The following is a 19,384-nucleotide window of genomic DNA, read 5'->3' on the forward strand; positions in this document are numbered from 1 at the left end:
GCACGCTACGATATCCGCTTTTACGCTGCTTCATGAAAATCACGCACCATGCTTGAGACTGAAAATTGCGATGTTCTGGTGGTGGGCGGTGGGCCCGCCGGGTCTACCATTGCCGCGCTGCTGGCCCGCGAAGGGCGTGACGTTGTATTGCTGGAAAAAGAACATCACCCGCGGTTTCACATCGGTGAATCGCTCCTTCCAGGCAACGTCGCCTTGTTCGATCAACTGGGTGTGCGCGAAGAGGTCGAAAAAATCGGTATGCCCAAGTTCGGCATCGAATTTGTCAGGCCAGATCTGAACTACTGCAGTTATGTGGATTTCGCAGAGGGTTGGGACCCGTCAAAAGCTTCTGCATGGCAGGTTCGCCGCTCGGACCTTGATCAAGTTCTGTTTCGCAATGCCGGCAAGGCCGGGGCCCGCACCTTGGAAGGCGCGAAAGTCCGAGATGTAGACTTCACTGCGGATGGTGTGAAGGTGCAGGCGCTGCTTGATGATGGAAGCAAGCGCCAATGGCGTGCGCGATTTCTGGTCGATGCCAGCGGGCGGGACACCCTTCTGGCCAACAAGTTCAAATGCAAGAACAAGAACCCTGACCACAACAGCACTGCCCTCTTCGGACACTTTACCGATGTACGGCGACTGGAAGGCAAGCGTGAAGGCAACATCAGCATTTGCTGGTTCGAGCACGGCTGGTTCTGGTTCATTCCTCTGGCTGATGGCACCACCAGCGTAGGCGCAGTCTGCTGGGCCTACTATCTCAAGGCCCGGAACAAGCCGCTGAAAGAATACTTCTACGACACGATCGCGCTGTGCCCTGAATTGGCAGACAGGCTCAAAGACGCCACCCTGGTGGACGACAAGGTTCACGCCACCGGCAACTTTGCGTATTCAAGTACGCATGCCACCGGCGATCAGTACCTGATGATCGGCGACGCGTTTACCTTCATCGACCCCATGTTTTCGTCTGGCGTGTTTCTTGCCATGCAAGGCGCTTTCGATGGCGCGAAACTGGTGGCAACGGCCCTGGACCAGCCGGCAGAACTCGCCTTGGCCCGGCAGGCGCTGGAAGCGCGGATGCGCGCAGGCCCGAAGGACTATTCCTGGTTCATCTACAGAGCCACGAACCCAACCATTCGCGATATGTTCATGCACCCCAAGAACATGTTCAAGATCAAGCAAGGTTTGATGTCTCTGCTGGCTGCAGACCTGCACCACGGCCCGGCGTACCGCCGTTCGCTGTTCATGTTCAAGGTGTTCTACTACCTCATCTCTCTGCGCTACTTCAAGCGGACCTATGCAGGCTGGAAGCGGCACAAAGTCAACATTCGCGATACAGGTCTCCTGCGCGGAGAGACCATCATGAAGGCCGACTAGGACCAATGCTGTTCAGTTAAACCCAGTCCGTTCGGGCTGAGCTTGTCGAAGCGTCGCACCCGGCTTCGACAAGCTCAGCCCGAACGGGTATTTGTGTGCTTAAGTGAACAGCATTGCGACTAGGGCGTGTTCCAGTAACATGCCCTAATCAACCCATGTGATCGTAAGGTCCCCTGCCCTGCCACAGAGCCTTGGCCGCGCTCGGCAGTCTGGCCTCTGGGGATATGGGCACCGATCACCCGAAGCTTTCCCGGAAGACCGGGAAACTCCCATCAGAGTGGCTGCAGCCTCGCTGCCGTAGACGGCGGCACGGCTGTCCGGGCCGCGTTCATCACCATTGACAAAAACGAGTAGTAACCCACGATGCCCACGAGATCCATGGCTTCGCGTTCACCAAAGTGCTGCACGAAATCGGCCCAGGTCGCATCGGAGATCGACTTGTTGCGTTGAAGTTCGCCGACAAATTCGTAGACCAGGGACTGCTCTACGGTCATGCCCACCGGGCGCCGGCCCTGAGCGATGGCTTCGATGGTGGCGGCAGGCACGCCTTCCCTCAGGGCGATAGGCGCGTGAATAGCCCATTCCACTTGTTGGGTCCAATCACGCGCTGTAAGCAAAATAGCGAACTCCGACAGATGCAGGCCCAAGGCACTTCGATAACGCAAGTATTCGCCCATGGCTTGCGCGTGATCCATCAACTCGGGACTGCGTAGCAACGGCACAAAGGGCGATATCAACGCTCCCCGCGGCCCCTGGATGATGGCCTCTGCGCGCACGCGCTGCTCTGCAGTCCACTTTTCCGGGGGAATGGGTGGAAGCCGATCAGCAGGGGTATCTCCCAAACTCTCTGTAGATTGAAGCATTTTCATTTCGCCTTGATATTGGATACGCCAACGGGCTTTCCGGAGCCATCGCGGACTCTACCTTGCGCAGCATCATTGCTGGCGCAAGGCTTGCGGGCAGCGCACTCGCGCTGCGAATCGAAGCTGGACATGGGTCTTGAGCGACGCTTTTCAGCCCATCAGAAACCTGAGCCGGGCTGCGCCAGATACTCAGTTTCAGCCTGGGTGCTGGCCCGCCCCAGGAAGGCGTTCCTATGAGGAAACCGACCAAAGCGGTCAATGACATCGCGGTGACGCTCGGCGTAATCCAGATTGGAGCGAAGAGTAGCAATCACCGGCGCAGGCGCCTTGGCTGACTCCGCCTGGGCCACCAGCGCCTGGAAAACCGCGACACTTTGGTCTTGCCGTGCGAGATCTTCGGAATGCTCCAAAGGAAGGTAGGCGAACGGACGGGCCATGAGCGGCAGGCTGCGATCCCAGCCTTCGGCCAATCCTCGGTCGGACCAGCGCAAGGCCGCGCTGTCTCCCGAGAAGCTCGCGGCCTGGCCACGGTACACATTGCGGGTGAACTGATCCAGCACGATGATCAAAGCAAGCCATCCCAATGGCTCAGCGGCCCAGGAATCCAGTTCACCTTGGACAGCAGCTTCTATAGTGGCGCCAAAACGCGTGCGAATCTGCTCGTCAAACGCATCCGATTTGGTAAACCATTGGCTTTGCACCTGAAGTGCGGCCGCATCTGTGGGGGGCATGCCTCCGAACCAGAAGGCCAGAACGTCGGAGGCTGCGGGCAGTGTTGATGGTGACTGTGTCATGTGTACATGAGTAATTGAAGTGCAGGCTGATCGCTGATGGCTGATGGCTGATGGGAGGTACAGACCTTTTAAGACGTGTGAATAGGCCCTAGTCTACCTACGGCATCTGTGTGGCCTTCTGTTTTCAGTCTGCGCAGAGCTAGTCGGAAGTTATGGAGTAGTCCTCAGAAAGACTATTTCCGGGGCCCTTGCTTCTCAAAAAAAGCGATCAACGGCGGGTCAAATTTCTCATGATCCAGCTGCCATAGTCCCAAGGGACCTCTCAAAAATGGAATGGAGTAAGGCTGCCCATCTTTGAATTGATCCCAGTACTCTCTTGACTTGGGAAACCGCAGCCTGGGCAAACCAAGAGCTTCATCGGCCGGCTCCAAACGCGCCGGCAGATTGACTCGATAAGCGTAGTTTTTGCTGGGCTCGGCCGCAAGGACTTGATCCACACGTTTGGCCAGTGGCAGTGCCGAGAACCCTATCGCGCTGATGACAAAGAACGAAAGCACCAGCGATTCACGGGACGGAACGTGACCGGAGAGCATCCACCTGTAAGCGCCGATGGCCATGACACTTCCAACTACCGCCGAACCTATCCACACGCCCGGGTGAAAAAGAATGCGAAACAACTGTTGGTCGGTCAATTCGTAGCGCGAGACGAAGAACGAATCGATGACCGCGTACGCCAACAAGCCAAAGAAGAACACCATCGCCGCAATGCTGCGGGAATTTTTCTCCAGAGCAAAGTCCTGAATGGCGTCTTCTGGTAACTCGAGCTCCGGAAAGATGGAAGAGAAAATGTCTTTCAGGCTTTCGCGCGACGGCAAGGCATAGGCCCCTGTATCGGCGGAAAACAGCAAGTCGCCTTTAGGCGTTCTCAGCTGCCCCCAATACATGTTGCCTGACTTGATCGAGCGGTTGCCGAGCCAGCTCGGCTGGCATTCAGCCTTTCGCAGCACAGACTCAAATCTCTTCCTGTTGCTGCGCCAGTAGCCGCGCACTCGCAATTGAGACCCCTCTTCAATCAGGATGCCCTTGGCCTCAAACGGCAGCACATTGAACCAGCGTTTGAAGAAAGCAGGACGAGCCAGATTCACGCGCCAGAAACGAACGCCCTTCAAATCGGCGGCCAGCTCGTTCTGCAGGCGTTTCATGACCCGCTGGCTCCAGACGAGATACAGGATCCACACAAGGACCACCAGATAAGCAATTGATACCAACACTCATTCCTCCTCAAATCTCCCCGCCGACCTGCTCCGGGTCGTTTGCGGGCTCCTACCAATCGTCTTTAAGCCTGTAGATCCGTTCATACTGGGCCGCTCGAAGCACTGTGCAAGGCTTCGACAGGCTCAGCCCGAACGGAATTTATCTATTTAACGCGATTCGATATCAAGCAACTTGGCGCATCCGGGTTGCGCTGAATAAATAACGCCGCTTGAGGTTCATTGAGCGCAAAGTGGTATCAGGCTTTCGCAAAAAAAGGCAGCTCTCAACTGCCTTTTTCATTCTCCACCGGATTATCGCTGCCCTATGGACGGTCCATCGTCCGGCGTCAAAGGCTGCTTTCTCGCTACCGCTCGCGATCGAGCTTGAAACCTGCTGGCACCCGCGTCACGCGACGAAGCTGCGCGGAATCCAAGGCGATGATGCGATTGGCCGCGAAGCTGTTCTGGGAATCGGGCTCCAAGGCAGCGCTGATGAGGCCCGCCTGCGGTTGGCTCATGGACACGTAGTAGCTGCCCCTGGCTGGCACGGCCTTGGCGGGCTCTGTACGCACAGTCAATTGGCGGATGCCCTGCCCATCATCATCGATAGCGCCGCGTGCGTCTTGCCGTTGCCCGGATGATTCCGATTCGACCACATAGTTTTCGACGTCCCAAGGCTTGCGCGAGGGCGCCGTGTTCAATGCCTGAACCTTCACGCCCAGTAGGCGCAACTGTTCGACGGCAGCCTTCTGATCGGCGCCAATCAGGTAGCCGCAGGGCCGTGCTCGCTCGCGCACATTCTCCAACTGCAATGCGCTTCGCCAGTCGACGTCGATCTCGCGGACCTCCCCCGTACGCGCGTCGAGAAAACTAAGCGTGCGACGCTCCGGGGTCTGGCGCACCACCAAGGCCATGTTGCCGCGGCACGCCTGCTGTGCGTTGGCTGAGCCGGCCTCCGCACGCGTGCGCACCAGCGAGGCGCCATCCTTGGCGGCTTCCTCGATCACACCCATGGCGGCAGCCACGTGGGCCTGCACCCGTCGCCCCAAGTGCGCCCGGCCCAGGCCAACGCCGCGCGTTTCGAGCAAGATGCTCACAGAATTGTGCAAGCCACCGACGTTGCGCCCCGTGTCGACATTGACGCCGCCCATAGACACCGTCTTGTTCTTCGGATCTGGCGAGGTCGTGTGATAGTCGGACACCTGCTGCCCAGCAGCTTCGATGGCCGAGCGGGCGGCGGACAAGTAACGGTCTTGCAATGATCGAATGGTCGGGTTCAGATTGCCCACCGAGGCCGCTTGCAAAAGCGCGTCGTAGCGCATCATCGATCCGAACTTGTCCACCCAACGCCCTGCAACGGTGAATTCGTGCATGTCCAGCGTGACTGCAGGCTGATAGCGCCGCACCGCGCTGGCAATCGCCAGGGCCTCCGGCGTACGCAACAGCAGGTGATCGCGATTGACGTCGATGCCGCTCGTCGTGACTCGCCGGAAGTGCTCTGCGGCATCTGGATTGGCGCGCGGCACGATCAATACATTGACTTGCTCCAGCAGCGCGCTGCGTTGCGTGGCAAGCGTTTGCGCAAGAACCAAAGCCGCCTCTCCCCCCGCTGGTTCATTGCCGTGCTGTTGGCCCAAGAGCATCACGGTTGGCAGCGCTGGGTTGAAGCCTCGTGTGCCCGTGAGCACCACCAGCGCCATGGCCCGACCTTCCTGGGAGCGGCCCATGGTCTCGATAACGACTCGGGGTGATTGACGTGCCAGGTCATCGATGAAGCTGAAGACTTCTGCATGCGAGGTGAAGTCTTTGCGCCCAGCAGCAAAGCCGGGTGTTTGGTAGGCCTGCGCCGGATCGGGAAATTGCCTGGCGATTCCCTCTGGTTCGACAACTACCTTGGCGGGGTCGAATTGAGCCCAGCTCGGCGCTGCACAAGCAGCGAAAGTGGCAGCAGCGAGCGCGAGACGCTGCAGCGAAGTACGAGGATGATGCCGCATAGTGGAAACCAGTCTACCCGAGTTGGACAGTTCAGCGCCAGGAGGCTTTCGGGCTTGGAGCCCCGAAAACGACCATAGGCTCTAGCGACTATGCCACTTTTAAAGCCATGTTGGATGGAGGGAGAGGAGAGCATCCGCCCCGCCATCATTCCGGGATGGCCTGCTCTTGGGTTCGCAGGCCACTAGTGTGCCGTCCCCGCTTTGGGTCAGGAAGCAAAAGAGAAATGGACCGATGCGGTCCATTTGCAGCGGGCAACTTCCAAGTCCGAAAAGCTCCCAGGCCCTTCAAACCTTAAAGCGCCCTGGAACGGGCTGCTTATCTCGGCTTGCGATTAGGCGCTTTTCGCTTGCCGCCCTGGCCCGTAGAACGCGGTGGAAGGCCAGTGTGCTGCGTGAGCAGCTGACCCGGTGTGGGCCGGCTAGTGCGAAACCGCACGTCCTCAACCGGTTCATAGGCCGCCATCTCGGCGTCACGACGTCCTACCTTGCCCGCGGCGGAGGAACCTACACGCGGCTTCGCGGAAACGGATGCGCCTGAAGCCGAGGTCGTGGCCGGTGTACTATTTTTTCGCCGAGCTGTCTGGTAGCCACCATCGGAAAGAGGCTGCCAGGAGGGAATGAGGTGGTGCTTGCCATTACCAACAAGATCGGCTCGGCCCATGTCTTTCAGCGCTTCGCGCAGCAGAGGCCAATTGTTGGAGTCGTGGTAGCGCAAAAACGCTTTGTGTAGGCGCCGGCGGCGTTCACCCTTGGGCGTATCCACTTTTTCAGCGCGCTCGTCGCGGTGAATACCTTTCAGGGTATTCAGCCCGGTGTGGTACATGGTGGTCGCCGTGGCCATGGGCGACGGGTAGAAAGCCTGCACCTGGTCTGCACGGAAGCCGTTTTTCTTCAACCAGAGGGCAAGATTAAGCATGTCCTCATCGGTCGTGCCGGGGTGCGCCGCGATGAAATAGGGAATCAGGAACTGTTTCTTTCCTGCCTCTTCGCTGAATTGTTCGAAGAGTTGCTTGAACCGATCGTAGCTGCCGATACCCGGCTTCATCATCTTGGAGAGCGGGCCCTCCTCCGTGTGCTCGGGGGCAATCTTGAGATAGCCTCCAACGTGATGCTGCACGAGTTCTTTGACATACGCTGGCGATTTCACTGCCAGGTCGTACCGCAAGCCGGAGCCGATCAACACCTTTTTAACGCCGGGGAGCGTACGCACACGCTTGTAGATCTTGATCAGGGGATCGTGATTGGTGGTGAGGTTCTGGCAAATCCCCGGATAAACACAGCTGGGCTTGCGACAGACGGCCTCTATCAAGGGAGACGAGCAGCCCAGCCGGTACATATTGGCCGTGGGGCCGCCGAGATCGCTCACTATGCCGGTAAAGCCCTGAACCTTATCGCGCATTTCCTCGACCTCGCGCACGATAGAGTCTTCTGAGCGAGACTGAATGATGCGGCCCTCATGCTCGGTAATGCTGCAGAAGGTGCACCCCCCAAAGCAGCCGCGCATGATGTTCACGGAAAAGCGGATCATCTCCCAGGCGGGGATCTTGGTCTCGCCATCATGGCGCCCTCGGGCATCCGCATAGCTGGGGTGCGGACTGCGCGCATAGGGCAGATCGAAGACAAGATCCATCTCTTGCGTGGTGAGCGGAATGGGAGGTGGATTGATCCAGACATCGCGCGCGGTGGCTCCTTCACCATGGGCTTGGACCAGGGCGCGCGCGTTGCCAGGGTTGGTTTCCAGATGCAGCACGCGGTTGGCGTGGGCATAGAGCACCGTGTCTGATTTGACCTTTTCGTAGCTGGGCAGACGGATGACCGTGCGCTCGCGTGGCGGACGAAGAACGGCCGTAGGCGTGGCTACGACCTCCCCCTGCAACGCAGTGCCGGCACCCGCAGGTGCAACTGAACCGGTGGAGGACACACGCCCCGCCCCCCGAACAAAGCGCAAAGGCTGCTCGGCAGCCAGCGTATTGGCTTTGGAGGCGTCTTGGGTGCCTGACTCAGCCTCGCAGACACTTCCTTGCGCAGCCGCTTGCTCGCTGGTGGTCTGATAGGGGTTGATGTGATCTTCCACCCGACCTGGGCGATCGACCTCTGTCGAATCCAGTTCAAACCAGCCTTCGGGCGTGGCGCGGGCAACAAAGGCCGTGCCGCGCACGTCGGTAATGTTCTCCACGGATTCGCGCCGCGCCAGCCTGTGCGCCACTTCTACCAGCGCGCGTTCGGCGTTGCCGTAGAGCAGCAGGTCACATTTGCTGTCCACCACGATGGAGCGGCGGACCTTGTCGCTCCAGTAGTCGTAGTGGGCAATACGGCGCAGGCTGCCTTCTATGCCGCCGAGGACGATGGGCACATCCTTGTAGGCCTCACGGCAGCGCTGGCTGTACACAATGGCGGCGCGATCGGGCCGTTTGCCGCCGATGTCACCGGGGGTGTAGGCGTCGTCACTGCGAATTTTTCGATCAGCCGTGTAGCGGTTGATCATGGAATCCATGTTGCCGGCCGTGACACCCCAGAAGAGGTTGGGGCGTCCTAATGCCTTGAAAGGCTCGCTGCTTTGCCAATCAGGCTGGGCAATGATGCCGACCCGAAAGCCCTGTGCTTCAAGTACACGCCCGATGACGGACATGCCGAAGCTGGGGTGGTCGACATAGGCGTCGCCCGTTACCAGGATGACATCGCACGAATCCCAGCCGAGCACATCCATCTCTGCCCGGCTCATGGGCAGAAAAGGAGCGGTACCGAAGCGCTTGGCCCAGTAGGGCTTGTAACTGGGAAGGGGCTTGGCGGCGCGCGGAAAAAAGGAAACGTCGATGGGGGCGTTCACGTAGGCCAGTCTTGAAGACAACCCCATAGTGTACTTTTTCAGCCGAATCTTTGCTGAAAAAGGGATAGAATGCCCGCCCCCTGGGGACAGGAACGCCCAAATCTGTGGTTTTTGGTCAGTTTTCGGAGAGCCAGGCGGCTCGATCAGTGATTCTCGAGCTGCATTTGTCCATCAATGCTTTTCAATCAGTTGGCCGCGGATTTCGCCGTCTGGGTACTTGGCGGTGCTCAGATTGACATACCACTGGCCTGCCAGCAGATCGGCCCGCTGGGAAGGCGTGAGCATGGCCCGGCCTTCGCTGGGGCTTGAAACGCCGCGTTGGCCTAACGCGATGCGTGGGTTGGCCACTTCGCCATCCATGGCGGGGCCGTGGAAATTCGCGCGGAGCACCGGGCCGCTCAGACCTTCGAAGCTCAGCTTCCAGCGGAAAAGTCCGGTCTTGCGGTCGAGGACAGCGACCACCTGGCCTTGCGCGCCGCTGTCTGAACGGGGCACGACGCTTTTTCCGTTCAGTTGCGCGCTGAATGCGGCCATTTGCGGCTCGCGATCCGGCGGCGGCGGTGGCGCGGATGACTTAATAGGTGGCGAAAGGACGGGCTGGGTGCCGCAGGCGCTGAGCAAGGCCAGCAGGGCTGCGCCGATGAGCCGGCGGGTGGCTCTGGCGTGGGAAGGGTTGGTGGCAGAGCGGAGGGACGGGGTGTTGGGGGCGGTCGGCAACAGCATGTTGCGAACCATAACATTCTTGGGGGGTGGGGTGTGATTGCAAAGTGCAACACAGGAGGTTTTTGACCTCTCATCGCTTAGTACACGCCGCTGATTCTGGAGGCGCAGCCTACCCTCACCGGTTGGCCGGCCCCGCCCCGCCCTCTCCCCTAGCCGGGCGCCCGCAAGCGGGAGAAGGAGTAAAACCCGTCGCTTGCGACTGATACGTGTAGGGCCGAGCGAAGCAATGGCCCGAGTGGGTATCCCACCCCTCTGGACGTGCCGAGCAGCACAGGGCGAGGGGCGGGCAGTGGCACTGCAAGATGCCACTGCTTCGTGATCTAGCTTGTCGCAGTTGTTTGACCGAAGTGAGCGAAGCGAACGCAGGGAGTTTCTGCGACACCGCCCTTCGAACGAGCAGCGCAGGTTGCCCGTAGCGAAGTGAAGGGTCGCGGCCGGCATAGGCACGGCAAGTGGGGCCGCCTTTTCTTGCGCCAGGTTCTTTTGGCGGACCAAAAGAAGGTGGCTGCGCTGCCGGGCGCACTCCCCGGCCTCCGACCTCAAGTGAAGAGCAGAAGGTAATTAGTAACCGCAGCGATCAATCAACCGCCGCTTGCCCTCACCGGTTGGCCGGCCCCGCCCCGCCCTCTCCCCACGGGGAGAGGGAGTTAACCCCCCGCTGCTTGCCTTCACCGGTTAGCCACCCCCGCCCCACCCTCTCTCAAAGGGAAGGAATAAATACCGACCAGATTCAAACGACAGGTTGCGCCCCCTGGAGGACGGCGCGAGATCCCCTAAAAAGGTCAATCCACCCCGCGGAACCCAGAAGCCTCCACCACGCTTTTCCACCGAGGAGTATCCGCGGCGATCATGCGCGTGACTTCCTCTCTGCCGGTGCCCGTCACAGAGAAACCAGCCTCAACCAGCGTCTTGCTGATTTCGGGGTCGCGCACCGCAGCAATCACTTTTTCGCTGAGCAGTTGCAAGATGGGCTCAGGTGTTCCCGTGGGCGCGAACACGGTGAACCACGCTGAGAAGTCCGCTTTCGGGTAGCCCTGCTCTGCGAAGGTGGCAACGTCGGGCAGCAAAGGCGAACGTTTGGGCGCTGTCGTAGCCAGGCCTTTGACTTTGGCGCCTTTGATCTGTGCCATGGCGAGTGGGGTGGACATCAATATGCCGTCAATCTGGCCGGCGATGGTGGCCGTGACGGCATCGCCGGTTTGGCGGTAGTGCACCGCTTCCAGGGGAAAGCTGCCTAGTTGCCCAAGGATGACGGCGCCAAAGTGTCCGGGGCTGCCTGCACCGAAAGTCCCAAAATCAACCTTACCGTTTTTGGCGGCCGCCATTTTCATGAAGCTCTGCGCGTCTTTGGCAGGGGAGCTGTTGGGTACGACCAGAACAAAATCGGTTTTCGCTACTTCCGAAAGAGCTATCAATTCCTTGGAAGGTTCGTAGCCGATCTTCGAGAATGCGAAAGGCGCGATGGAAATTGCACTGACATCGGCGAGCAACAGGTTGTAGCCGTCCTTGGGACCTTTGGCGACGTTGGTTGCTGCGATCTGGCCTCCGGCGCCTGTGCGGTTTTCCACCACCACCTGCTGGTTCAACTGGGCCGACATGCCTTTGGCGAGCGTGCGCGCAAGAATGTCCGGGCCGGTGCCAGGAGCGAAACCCACCTGCAAACGTATGGGGTGGTCGGGGTATTTGGCTTGTGCCTGGACTCCGCCAGCGGCCACGCCAAGTGCCACGGCGAACCAGGTTTGAAAGACTTGTCGACGCTGCTTTGAATGAAAAGACATGGGTTGGCTCCTTTGTTGATGTAATGGGGTATGTCTGGGCTTAGCGGCCGGTAAATCGGGGGGCGCGCTTTTCCATGAACGAGAGCGGTCCCTCGCGGGCGTCTTCGCTGCTCAACACTTCTCGCTTGGCGGCGTCCTCCAAAGCAAACGCGCTGTGAAGAGGAAGACCGCTTCCTTGAATGGCTGCGCGGCGGACAGCCTGCACCGCGATGGGGCCGTTGCCTGCAATCTGCTCGGCCAGCTCGAGGGCCCTTGCCATCAAGTGATCGCGAGGCAGCAGTTCCGTGACCAGGCCCCATTGCAATGCCTGTTGCGCGCTGAATGGCCGGCCTGTCAGAAGCACTTGCATGGCCACGGCTGCGGGAACTTGCCGTGGCAGACGCGCCATGGATCCCGCAAATGGGAGCAACGCTCGCTGCACTTCAGGCAGCCCGAACTGAGCATGATCCGCCGCAATGCGGATGTCGGTTCCCAGCATCATTTCGAAACCACCGGCCAGACAGGTGCCGTTGACAGCGCAGATGGTCGGTTTGACGATGTCGAAGTTGCGCAGGGACGAGACCTCCATGGTTCGCTCATCCTCAAGCAAGCGCCGGTCGAACTCGTCCTGCGGAGCGCGCGCGCCTGTCAGAAGCGGCAGTGTCAAACCCAGGTCGCCTCCGGAACAAAATGCTGCATCGCCCTCGCCCGTGAGCACCACCGCTCGCACGTGCGCATCACGACGGGCAGCCAGGAACGCGTCGGCCAGCGCGCAGAGCATTTTGGGCGACAGGGCGTTGCGCGCCTCGGGCCTGTCGATGCGGATCACAGCGACGTGTTCGCCGTGCCTATCCATGTGGATGGTTCCGTTCATGCCGCCGCTCCTTGTGTAACCGCTTGATCAGCCACCCTCCAACGCAGCGCAAAGGGCAACATCATTTCCTTGACCGCAGAAGCTGCCGCGTCGTCACCGCAGTGGAAAATCACTTGCACGCCCTTGTTGTCAGCCTGCACTTGTGCAACGACCTTGGCTTGAAGAGATCGATCCGTCAATCGGGACTCAATGACTTGTTGCGTTGCCAACTCTCTCAATCTGGGCTTGAAGAACTTGCCAATGGCCGTCATGGGCAGTGCATCCAGGATGAAGATCTGCTTGGGGACTGCGGGACGTTCTGGCATGTGTTGTTCGGCAAAGGCCAACAAGCTTTTGACGTCGGCCTGCGCGCCGGGCTTCAGAGTGACATAGACCACAGGCAACTCACCCGCGTATTCATCAGGCGCCCCTACGGCCGCTGCCATCGCGACATCAGGGTGCTTGTGCAACGTGTCTTCTATCAGCAGCGGGTCAATGTTGTGGCTGCTTCGGATGATCATGTCCTTGGCACGGCCTGTCACATAAATGCGCCCTTCCGAATCAAGGTGACCAACATCTCCGCTGTTCAGCCAACCGCCCTCCAGAAATACGCCAGCGTTCTTCGCGGCGTCCGTGTAGCCGGGGCTGACGTTGGGGCCATGGATTTGCAGCTCGCCGTCTTCACCGGCGGGTACAGCCTGTCCATCGGAATTCACCGCGCGGACCGTCACAAACGGAATGGGCAAACCCACGGAGCCCGCAGTGCGAGCCATTGCACAGGGTTCAATGGCAATAATGCCGCCGCACTCGGTCATCCCCAGAATATTGCGTACCGGCATCGAAAATTGCCGTTCAAAAGCCTCTGCGAGATCCGGTGGCAAGGGCGATCCGCCCGTCAGCAGGCATCGGATTCTTGAAGTGTCTGCGCCGTTCTTGGGCACAGTAAGCAGCGAAGACATGACTGTAGGCACCGCCGCCAGCAGCGTCGCCTTCTCTCGCTCGGCAAAGTGCCAGTAGCGCTGGACATAGCCGGTGTTTCGCATGCCCAGCAGAGTAGGGAGAACCACGGTCGCACCCACCAGGAACATGGACAAGCCATACACGAACGAGCCCGCCACATGGAACAGCGGAAAACCGTTGATGATGACGTCCTGATCCGAAGCGCCATACATACACGCCGCGCCCGCTGCGGCGCAAAGCTGGTTGCGATGCTGGTGTTGCGCAAGCTTGGGGCTACCCGTGGTGCCACCGGTGTGAAAAAGCGCGGCCACATCGTCCAATGAGGCTGAGATGCGCAAGGCCGCATCGCTTTGCAATGCGACGGCTTGATGAAAATCGAGTACATCGCCCTGCCCTGCGCCAAGCGCGTCGCAACCGCCCACTGCCAACACGTTCTTCAGTTGTGGGCATCGCTGGCGTATGCCGGCCACACGCGACCAGATATCAAGTTCAGGGTGCGGACCCAGAACCACCAGAACGTTCACCTGCGCAGCGTGAATGAGCTCGGCAATATGTTCCTCACCCAGCAGGTAGTTGATGGGGCAAGCGATGCCGACCGCTTCTGCACCCCAGAGCGTGAAGTGCGCCTCAGGGATGGCAGGGAGCAGAAAAGCCACTCGCGGCTGCTCTTGTCCGCACAGCGATTGGAACAGGCGTGCGGCCCGCCGTATCTGAGCCACTAACTCGGGGTAGCTCCATTGCTGGGCAGGCTCTGCCAGATCTGAACTCTTTACGTACTTCAGCGCTGCACGGGTGGGATGCCTTTGCGCTTGCACTTCCAGGGCGTGCATGACGCTGGTGAAGGGCAAATACGACTCAAATGACTGCGATTCGATGGCACGAACATCGCTGAGAGAATGAATGGGACGAATACTCAAGAGACGCTCCTGGAGCCAGTCGGACTAAGAAAGCGCCAGCTTGGGGTCAGGGCCGTGCCCATGAGCCTATGCACTGGTTCAAATTTTCTTTGTGATCCCTCCTGCCGTCTGTCCTCTGCGATGGGGACAAAGCTCGCACCAAACAAGGGAAAACCCTTGCCTGCGCTGAGATAGCATGCGGGAAAGTACGCACACCAAGCTCAGACCCTTCGTAGCCAAAATCCAGGCATGCAGCTCATTTCCGCCAGCCAACCCACTCGCATCCGTTCCTGGACCAGCGCTCGTGCACTGGAGTCGATGGCTGGACTGATAGGTTGCATAGGCGATACCAACTTCGCGAACGACGCGCTCGCGCAGATCAATCGCTTCATGCCCATTGCGTGGTGGTCTGTATTTCAGTTGTACCGTGACATGCCGCCGTCCATGCCGCTGACCGCCAGCTTTCAGTCTCCAGACGGGACCCTGGATTCATGGCAGGCCTACAGAAAGTCTCTGTACCTGCGCGATGAGACCTTTATGGAGGCACGTGAAAAGGCCAGCGGCTCGCAGCAGGTCCTGGTGCACTGGAATGCACGCGAAATTCCGCGAGCCCACCGAGAGCGCATCTACAGCAAGCACGCCTTGCGTGAGCGACTATCCCTGGTCTGTGAAAACGAAGGTGCCTGGTTGGCCGTCAACCTCTACCGGAAAGAGGAGCAACCTAACTTTTCCGATGACGAAATAGATGCGGCAGAAAGCGCATGTGCGCTGATTCTTTCAAGTGTCCAGCGGCATCTGGCTCTGGACCCTGGCGCCTCGCTGGCGACCAGTGCGCTCAGCTCGCTCACCATTCGTGAACGCGAAGTGTGCGAACGCATGCTCAAGGGCTGGACGCACGAGGGGATTTCGGCAGATCTCCAGCTCTCTCCTGCCACTGTGAAGACCTATAGGGACCGGGCTTTCGACAAGCTGGGCATTCACCACCGCAATGAGCTTTTTGCGCTGATGAATGGGTACCTGGGCTCCGCCAATTAATACCCATTTGCTTTCAAAAATATCAAACCGTTCACGCTGAGACTGTCCAAGCGCCGCGTGAGGCTCTTCGACAGGCTCAGCCCGAACGGCTCTTGTCGATCGACCGCAACTCGGTGTAAGGCGGTCGATCCTCAGAATGGGCTTGTGAGCAGCGCTCAGCTTTGCCGCCAAGCTTTCAAGGCCTACCTGACAATGCGCAGCTGAGCGCGCACTTCTCCGGAAGGAAAGGCACTGGTCGTCACATTGACGTACCAACGGCCATCCAGAAGATCCACCGCTTGTTGCGGTGTCAGCGTCGCTCTGCCTTCGTAGCGCGGGCCGAAGGGCCCGGGCCAGATCATGGCTGCCGGACCGTTTTGTCCTGCATCTGCAGGGCCGTGGAATTGAACGCTGGTGATAGCGCCTGACAGCCCGTTCCAGGAAGTCTTCCAGCGCAGTGTGCGCGTGTTGGAGTCGTACAGCGCATCGAGCTGCCCAGCTCCAGCGCTGCGGGTTGCCGGCACCACGCTGATGCCATCGAGCTGGCCTGTGAATGTGACCAGATGGGCATCGGGACGGGGCGGCGCGACGACGGTGGAGTCTACGGGCGCCTGCGGCGGAGCAGACGGTTGCGAAGGAACGCTGCCTATAGGGGGCAATACCTGGGGCACTGGCTGCGAAGGCGGAATGGCCTGAGGCTGAGCTACATCGACAGGGACGGGAGCTTGTGGGGCCGGCAGTGGCTGTGGCAGGCGTACAGGAGGCGGGTCGTATCGGGGGTTCAGCTCGACCGACGAGCAGGCACTGGCCAGACAGGCAGCAGCCAGCACGGCCAAGGCATGACGCGAGGGAAACGAAGCAGTGGTCATGGGCATGGCGGACTCCTTTAAAGCGATGCGTGACGTTCAATACGTCGACTATGAGCGAAAGTTTAAATTGTAGGCAAAAGGTACCAGGGGACAACGAATATCAAGGTAACGGCGGGTGGATGGCGATCAGATAGACGATCAGATAGATGATCGGCTGGCTGGTCAGATTCGACGCTCACCTGCTATCCTGCCTCATAGTCACCGTGCCACCCGCCCCTTTTCTCGGAGGATTATCGTGTTCGCTATTCCCGACGTTCAACGCATTCTTGATCCACTATTTCCGGGCCTGATGGGTGTTCGATTGCTCGAGGCCAGCGGCGAACGCGTCCTGGCGGAGCTGATGGTTCGGCCTGATCTTTGTACTGCAGGAGCCATACTCCATGGTGGCGCCTACATGGCCTTCGCGGACACGCTGGGCGCGGTGGGCACTGTCTTGAATCTTGGCGCAGGCCAAAGCACCACCACCACCGATTCGAGCACCAAGTTCATAGGGGCAGCCAAGGTCAACACCGTGGTCACCGGCGAAGCCATTGCCCTGCACCGCGGCCGCACGACTCAAGTTTGGCAGACCAGCATACGGACTGCCGAAGGCAAGCTGTGTGCCGTGGTGACCCAAACGCAATTGGTACTGGGCGCCAAAGAGGGGTGAGAGTTTCTGGCTCTGGCGCCTGTCCAACTGATTGCACCAGTTTTGACGTGCTTCTCACGTCAAGGGGTCGTATTCAGAGCAGTTCAGCGGTTTGCACCGTCACGACCACGGTCTGCTGCAAGGTGTCTCGCTCGCGGCTGCGAAGCCACCATACGGCACCTTTTTTGACCGAACACTCGGGCTCGCCTAACTGAAGCAATCGGGAAATGGTTTCTCCAAGCGTGGGTTGGTGACCTACTATCAGCACCGGCGCCTTGGCGTTGGGCCACCCAGCCAATTCCAGCAACTGCTCGGGCGACGCCCCAGGGCGCAGTTCATCATGCAGCCGGTACTTGCGGGCCAACGCCTTCACCGTCTGTTCAGTACGGACGGCAGGGCTGCAAAGAATGCGCGTTCCGTCGGGGAGCTGACGATCCAGCCAGGCTGCCATGCGCGCCGCCTGCTTGTCTCCTCTGCGCGTGAGCGCCCGCTCCATATCGGTCATGTCGCCTTCGGGCTCTTGCGCCTCTGCATGGCGCCACAAAATAAGGTCCATTACTTTTCAACTCCTCGTTGCGCTGAATAGCGCGCCATCAGTGCATCCTGGGAGCCACGTGCTGGAGCGCCAGACCCGGGCGCGACCAGGTGGTACTTGCCGCCCTCACCCATGGTCCATGCATCGAGAGAGTCATGCAGTCCCGCGACCAGGCATTCATCGATGATGCGTTGGCGAAGTTGGGGGTCCGTCACAGGCCAGGCGGTCTCCACCCGGCGCAGCATGTTGCGGTTCATCCAGTCCGCGCTTGAAAGCCAGAGCTCTTCTTTCTCACCGGCCCGGAAGTAAAACACCCTGGAGTGCTCCAGGAAACGGCCGATGATGCTGCGCACTCTGATATTTTTTGTCAGCTGGGCTGGCAGCATGCAAGCGCCTCGCACAATGAGGTCGATCTTTGCACCTGCGTCTCCGGCGATCAACAGCGCTTCTATCATCGCTTGATCGGTCAGTGCATTCATCTTGGCGACAATGCGGGCGGGTTGGCCACGGCGTGCCGCTTCTCCAGAGTGCCGGATCTTTTCAATCATGCGCTTGTGAAGCGTAAACGGCGCTAAAAGCATTCGTTGCATACGTGGCAGCCTGCTATGGCTGGCCAAGTGCACAAAGAGCTGCTCCATGTCAGCAGTCAGGCGCGCATCGGCGGTGAGGTAACTCAAATCAGTGTAGAGCGACGCTGTACGAGGGTTGTAGTTGCCTGTAGAGAGATGACCGTAGCGGCGCAGGTGGCGTCCCTCACGCCGCGTGACCAGAAGCATCTTGGCATGTGTCTTGAGGCCCACTACGCCATAGACCACCTGCGCGCCGGTGCGCTCCAGGTGTTCGGCCCAGTTGATATTGGCCTCTTCGTCAAAACGTGCCTTGAGCTCCACGACGGCAGTCACTTCTTTTCCGCGCCGCTGGGCCTCAATCAGCAGGTCTATCATTCGACTGTCATTGCCAGTGCGATAGATGGTTTGCTTGATGGCCAGAACAGCCGGGTCATGCACAGCCTGACGAAGAAAATCGATCACGCCGTCAAAGCTTTCAAACGGCAAATGAATCAGCGCATCTTTGCTTCGCAATCTGTCAAATATGGATTCGTCCGGCTCTACCCTGAGTTGTGCAGGGTAGCTGGCCACGTACGGCTTGAAAAGCAGCTCAGGCGCAACCACCAACTGAATCAATTGCTGAAGGCGAACCAGATTCACCGGCCCCTGCACCCTGAACATGGCTTCTGGCGGCAGCTTGAACTGCCGCAGTAAAAACTGCGCCAATTCGTCTGAACACGCAGAAGACACCTCCAGCCGCACGGCTTCGCCGTAGTGACGCTGGTGTAAGCCCTGCCGCAGAGCGGTACGCAGGTTCTTGACTTCTTCTTCATCCACCCACAGGTCTGAGTGTCGCGTCACCCGGAAATGCGAAAACTCTCCCACTTCTCGCCCTGGGAACAGGTCGGCCAGGTGGGCACGAATCACGCTGGAAAGCATGACAAAGAGAGTCTCCCCGCCTGCCACTTTTTCAGGCATACGCAGCACGCGCGGCAACACGCGCGGCACTTTCACGATCGCGATCTCGTTGCTGCGGCCAAAAGCGTCCTTGCCCTTGAGCTGAACAATGAAGTTGAGCGATTTATTGGCGACTTGCGGAAATGGGTGCGCCGGGTCCAAAGCGATCGGTACCAGCAGCGGCTTCACTTCTCGCAGAAAGAGCTCTCTTACCCAGCGCCTTTGCACTTCAGTGCGGTCCAGGTGAGACACGATGCGCATGCCTTGTGCAGCGAGTGCCCGCATCAGAGAACCGTTGTAGATGGCGTACTGCCGCTCTACCAGCGCATGGGCAGCATCCAGCATGCTTCGCATACCGGCATCCACGCGAGACGTTTCTCGCCACGCGGAAATATGCGCCTCTGCGCGCACCTCAAAAAACTCGTCAAGATTGGACGAGACGATGCAAAGGTAGCGCAAGCGCTCAAGCAGCGGAACGTCCGGCCTCTCCGCCCAGTGCATGACACGATGATTGAAGCCGAGAATACTCAGGTCACGGTCTTGCAATGGGTATTTCTGCAAGATAGCTGGCAATTTGGAGGCAGACAAAGGCATCTGAG

At 59.4% G+C, this 19,384-nt stretch carries 15 protein-coding genes; 3 read left to right on the plus strand and 12 right to left on the minus strand.

Annotation, left to right across the window (positions count from 1 at the left end):
* Nucleotides 1-48 precede the first annotated feature (48 nt).
* Nucleotides 49-1,374: an NAD(P)/FAD-dependent oxidoreductase gene (locus tag ABIE13_RS26880; protein WP_354449278.1), complete on the plus strand. Its 1,326-nt coding sequence runs from the start codon at nt 49-51 to the stop codon at nt 1,372-1,374.
* 272 nt (nt 1,375-1,646) lie between these two features.
* Here the strand turns inward: ABIE13_RS26880 and ABIE13_RS26885 are convergent, their stop codons facing one another.
* The 9 genes from ABIE13_RS26885 to ABIE13_RS26925 all read right to left on the minus strand — a co-directional run bounded on the left by ABIE13_RS26885 (nt 1,647) and on the right by ABIE13_RS26925 (nt 14,255).
* The gene (locus ABIE13_RS26885) at nt 1,647-2,243 is read right to left on the minus strand and encodes a carboxymuconolactone decarboxylase family protein (protein ID WP_354449280.1); all 597 of its coding nucleotides are present in this window, start codon (nt 2,241-2,243) and stop codon (nt 1,647-1,649) included.
* Between the two features lie 152 nt (nt 2,244-2,395).
* Nucleotides 2,396-3,031, minus strand: a complete 636-nt coding sequence (locus ABIE13_RS26890) for a DUF924 family protein (protein WP_354449282.1) — start codon at nt 3,029-3,031, stop codon at nt 2,396-2,398.
* Nucleotides 3,032-3,204: 173 nt separating this feature from the next.
* Nucleotides 3,205-4,242 carry a hypothetical protein gene (locus ABIE13_RS26895; RefSeq protein ID WP_354449284.1) on the minus strand — a complete coding sequence of 346 codons (1,038 nt, stop codon included), beginning with the start codon at nt 4,240-4,242 and terminating at the stop codon, nt 3,205-3,207.
* 347 nt (nt 4,243-4,589) lie between these two features.
* Nucleotides 4,590-6,218 (minus strand): M14 family metallopeptidase, encoded by a 1,629-nt coding sequence (locus tag ABIE13_RS26900; RefSeq protein ID WP_354449286.1) that lies wholly within the window; start codon nt 6,216-6,218, stop codon nt 4,590-4,592.
* A 316-nt stretch (nt 6,219-6,534) separates the two neighbouring features.
* Nucleotides 6,535-9,045, minus strand: coding sequence for a YgiQ family radical SAM protein (locus ABIE13_RS26905; protein ID WP_354449288.1), 2,511 nt, complete (start codon nt 9,043-9,045; stop codon nt 6,535-6,537).
* 171 nt (nt 9,046-9,216) lie between these two features.
* On the minus strand, nt 9,217-9,780 hold the full coding sequence (locus ABIE13_RS26910; protein WP_354449290.1) for a CHRD domain-containing protein: 564 nt from the start codon (nt 9,778-9,780) through the stop codon (nt 9,217-9,219).
* Between the two features lie 770 nt (nt 9,781-10,550).
* Entirely contained in the window at nt 10,551-11,546 is a 996-nt protein-coding gene (locus ABIE13_RS26915) for a Bug family tripartite tricarboxylate transporter substrate binding protein (protein ID WP_354449292.1), read from the minus strand.
* A gap of 40 nt (nt 11,547-11,586) precedes the next feature.
* Nucleotides 11,587-12,399 (minus strand): enoyl-CoA hydratase/isomerase family protein, encoded by an 813-nt coding sequence (locus ABIE13_RS26920; protein WP_354449294.1) that lies wholly within the window; start codon nt 12,397-12,399, stop codon nt 11,587-11,589.
* Nucleotides 12,396-14,255: an acyl-CoA synthetase gene (locus ABIE13_RS26925; RefSeq protein ID WP_354449296.1), complete on the minus strand. Its 1,860-nt coding sequence runs from the start codon at nt 14,253-14,255 to the stop codon at nt 12,396-12,398. The genes ABIE13_RS26920 and ABIE13_RS26925 overlap by 4 nt, the downstream gene beginning before the upstream one ends.
* 228 nt (nt 14,256-14,483) lie before the next feature.
* Between ABIE13_RS26925 and ABIE13_RS26930 the strand changes: the two genes are divergently transcribed.
* The gene (locus tag ABIE13_RS26930; RefSeq protein WP_354449297.1) at nt 14,484-15,269 is read left to right on the plus strand and encodes a helix-turn-helix transcriptional regulator; all 786 of its coding nucleotides are present in this window, start codon (nt 14,484-14,486) and stop codon (nt 15,267-15,269) included.
* A gap of 182 nt (nt 15,270-15,451) precedes the next feature.
* Here the strand turns inward: ABIE13_RS26930 and ABIE13_RS26935 are convergent, their stop codons facing one another.
* Nucleotides 15,452-16,123 carry a CHRD domain-containing protein gene (locus tag ABIE13_RS26935; RefSeq protein ID WP_354449299.1) on the minus strand — a complete coding sequence of 224 codons (672 nt, stop codon included), beginning with the start codon at nt 16,121-16,123 and terminating at the stop codon, nt 15,452-15,454.
* A gap of 229 nt (nt 16,124-16,352) precedes the next feature.
* Between ABIE13_RS26935 and ABIE13_RS26940 the strand changes: the two genes are divergently transcribed.
* A complete protein-coding gene (locus ABIE13_RS26940; RefSeq protein WP_354449301.1) occupies nt 16,353-16,766 on the plus strand; it encodes a PaaI family thioesterase in 414 nt (137 codons plus the stop codon).
* A 73-nt stretch (nt 16,767-16,839) separates the two neighbouring features.
* On the opposite strand, the gene ABIE13_RS26945 is transcribed toward ABIE13_RS26940, so the two are convergent.
* Nucleotides 16,840-17,301 carry a SixA phosphatase family protein gene (locus ABIE13_RS26945; RefSeq protein ID WP_354449302.1) on the minus strand — a complete coding sequence of 154 codons (462 nt, stop codon included), beginning with the start codon at nt 17,299-17,301 and terminating at the stop codon, nt 16,840-16,842.
* The gene (ppk1, locus tag ABIE13_RS26950; protein ID WP_354449304.1) at nt 17,301-19,379 is read right to left on the minus strand and encodes a polyphosphate kinase 1; all 2,079 of its coding nucleotides are present in this window, start codon (nt 19,377-19,379) and stop codon (nt 17,301-17,303) included. The genes ABIE13_RS26945 and ppk1 overlap by 1 nt, the downstream gene beginning before the upstream one ends.
* Nucleotides 19,380-19,384: the final 5 nt, after the last annotated feature.

It is taken from the genome of Ottowia thiooxydans (genome assembly GCF_040548795.1).
Taxonomy (GTDB): Bacteria; Pseudomonadota; Gammaproteobacteria; order Burkholderiales; family Burkholderiaceae_C; genus Ottowia; species Ottowia thiooxydans_A.

Coding starts and splice junctions, on each gene's coding strand:
- ABIE13_RS26880 (WP_354449278.1), top strand. CDS start 49: ATGCTTGAGACTGAAAATTGCGATGTTCTGGTGGTGGGCGGTGGGCCC.
- ABIE13_RS26885 (WP_354449280.1), bottom strand. CDS start 2,243: ATGAAAATGCTTCAATCTACAGAGAGTTTGGGAGATACCCCTGCTGAT.
- ABIE13_RS26890 (WP_354449282.1), bottom strand. CDS start 3,031: ATGACACAGTCACCATCAACACTGCCCGCAGCCTCCGACGTTCTGGCC.
- ABIE13_RS26900 (WP_354449286.1), bottom strand. CDS start 6,218: ATGCGGCATCATCCTCGTACTTCGCTGCAGCGTCTCGCGCTCGCTGCT.
- ABIE13_RS26910 (WP_354449290.1), bottom strand. CDS start 9,780: ATGGTTCGCAACATGCTGTTGCCGACCGCCCCCAACACCCCGTCCCTC.
- ABIE13_RS26915 (WP_354449292.1), bottom strand. CDS start 11,546: ATGTCTTTTCATTCAAAGCAGCGTCGACAAGTCTTTCAAACCTGGTTC.
- ABIE13_RS26920 (WP_354449294.1), bottom strand. CDS start 12,399: ATGAACGGAACCATCCACATGGATAGGCACGGCGAACACGTCGCTGTG.
- ABIE13_RS26930 (WP_354449297.1), top strand. CDS start 14,484: ATGCAGCTCATTTCCGCCAGCCAACCCACTCGCATCCGTTCCTGGACC.
- ABIE13_RS26935 (WP_354449299.1), bottom strand. CDS start 16,123: ATGCCCATGACCACTGCTTCGTTTCCCTCGCGTCATGCCTTGGCCGTG.
- ABIE13_RS26945 (WP_354449302.1), bottom strand. CDS start 17,301: ATGGACCTTATTTTGTGGCGCCATGCAGAGGCGCAAGAGCCCGAAGGC.
- ppk1 (WP_354449304.1), bottom strand. CDS start 19,379: ATGCCTTTGTCTGCCTCCAAATTGCCAGCTATCTTGCAGAAATACCCA.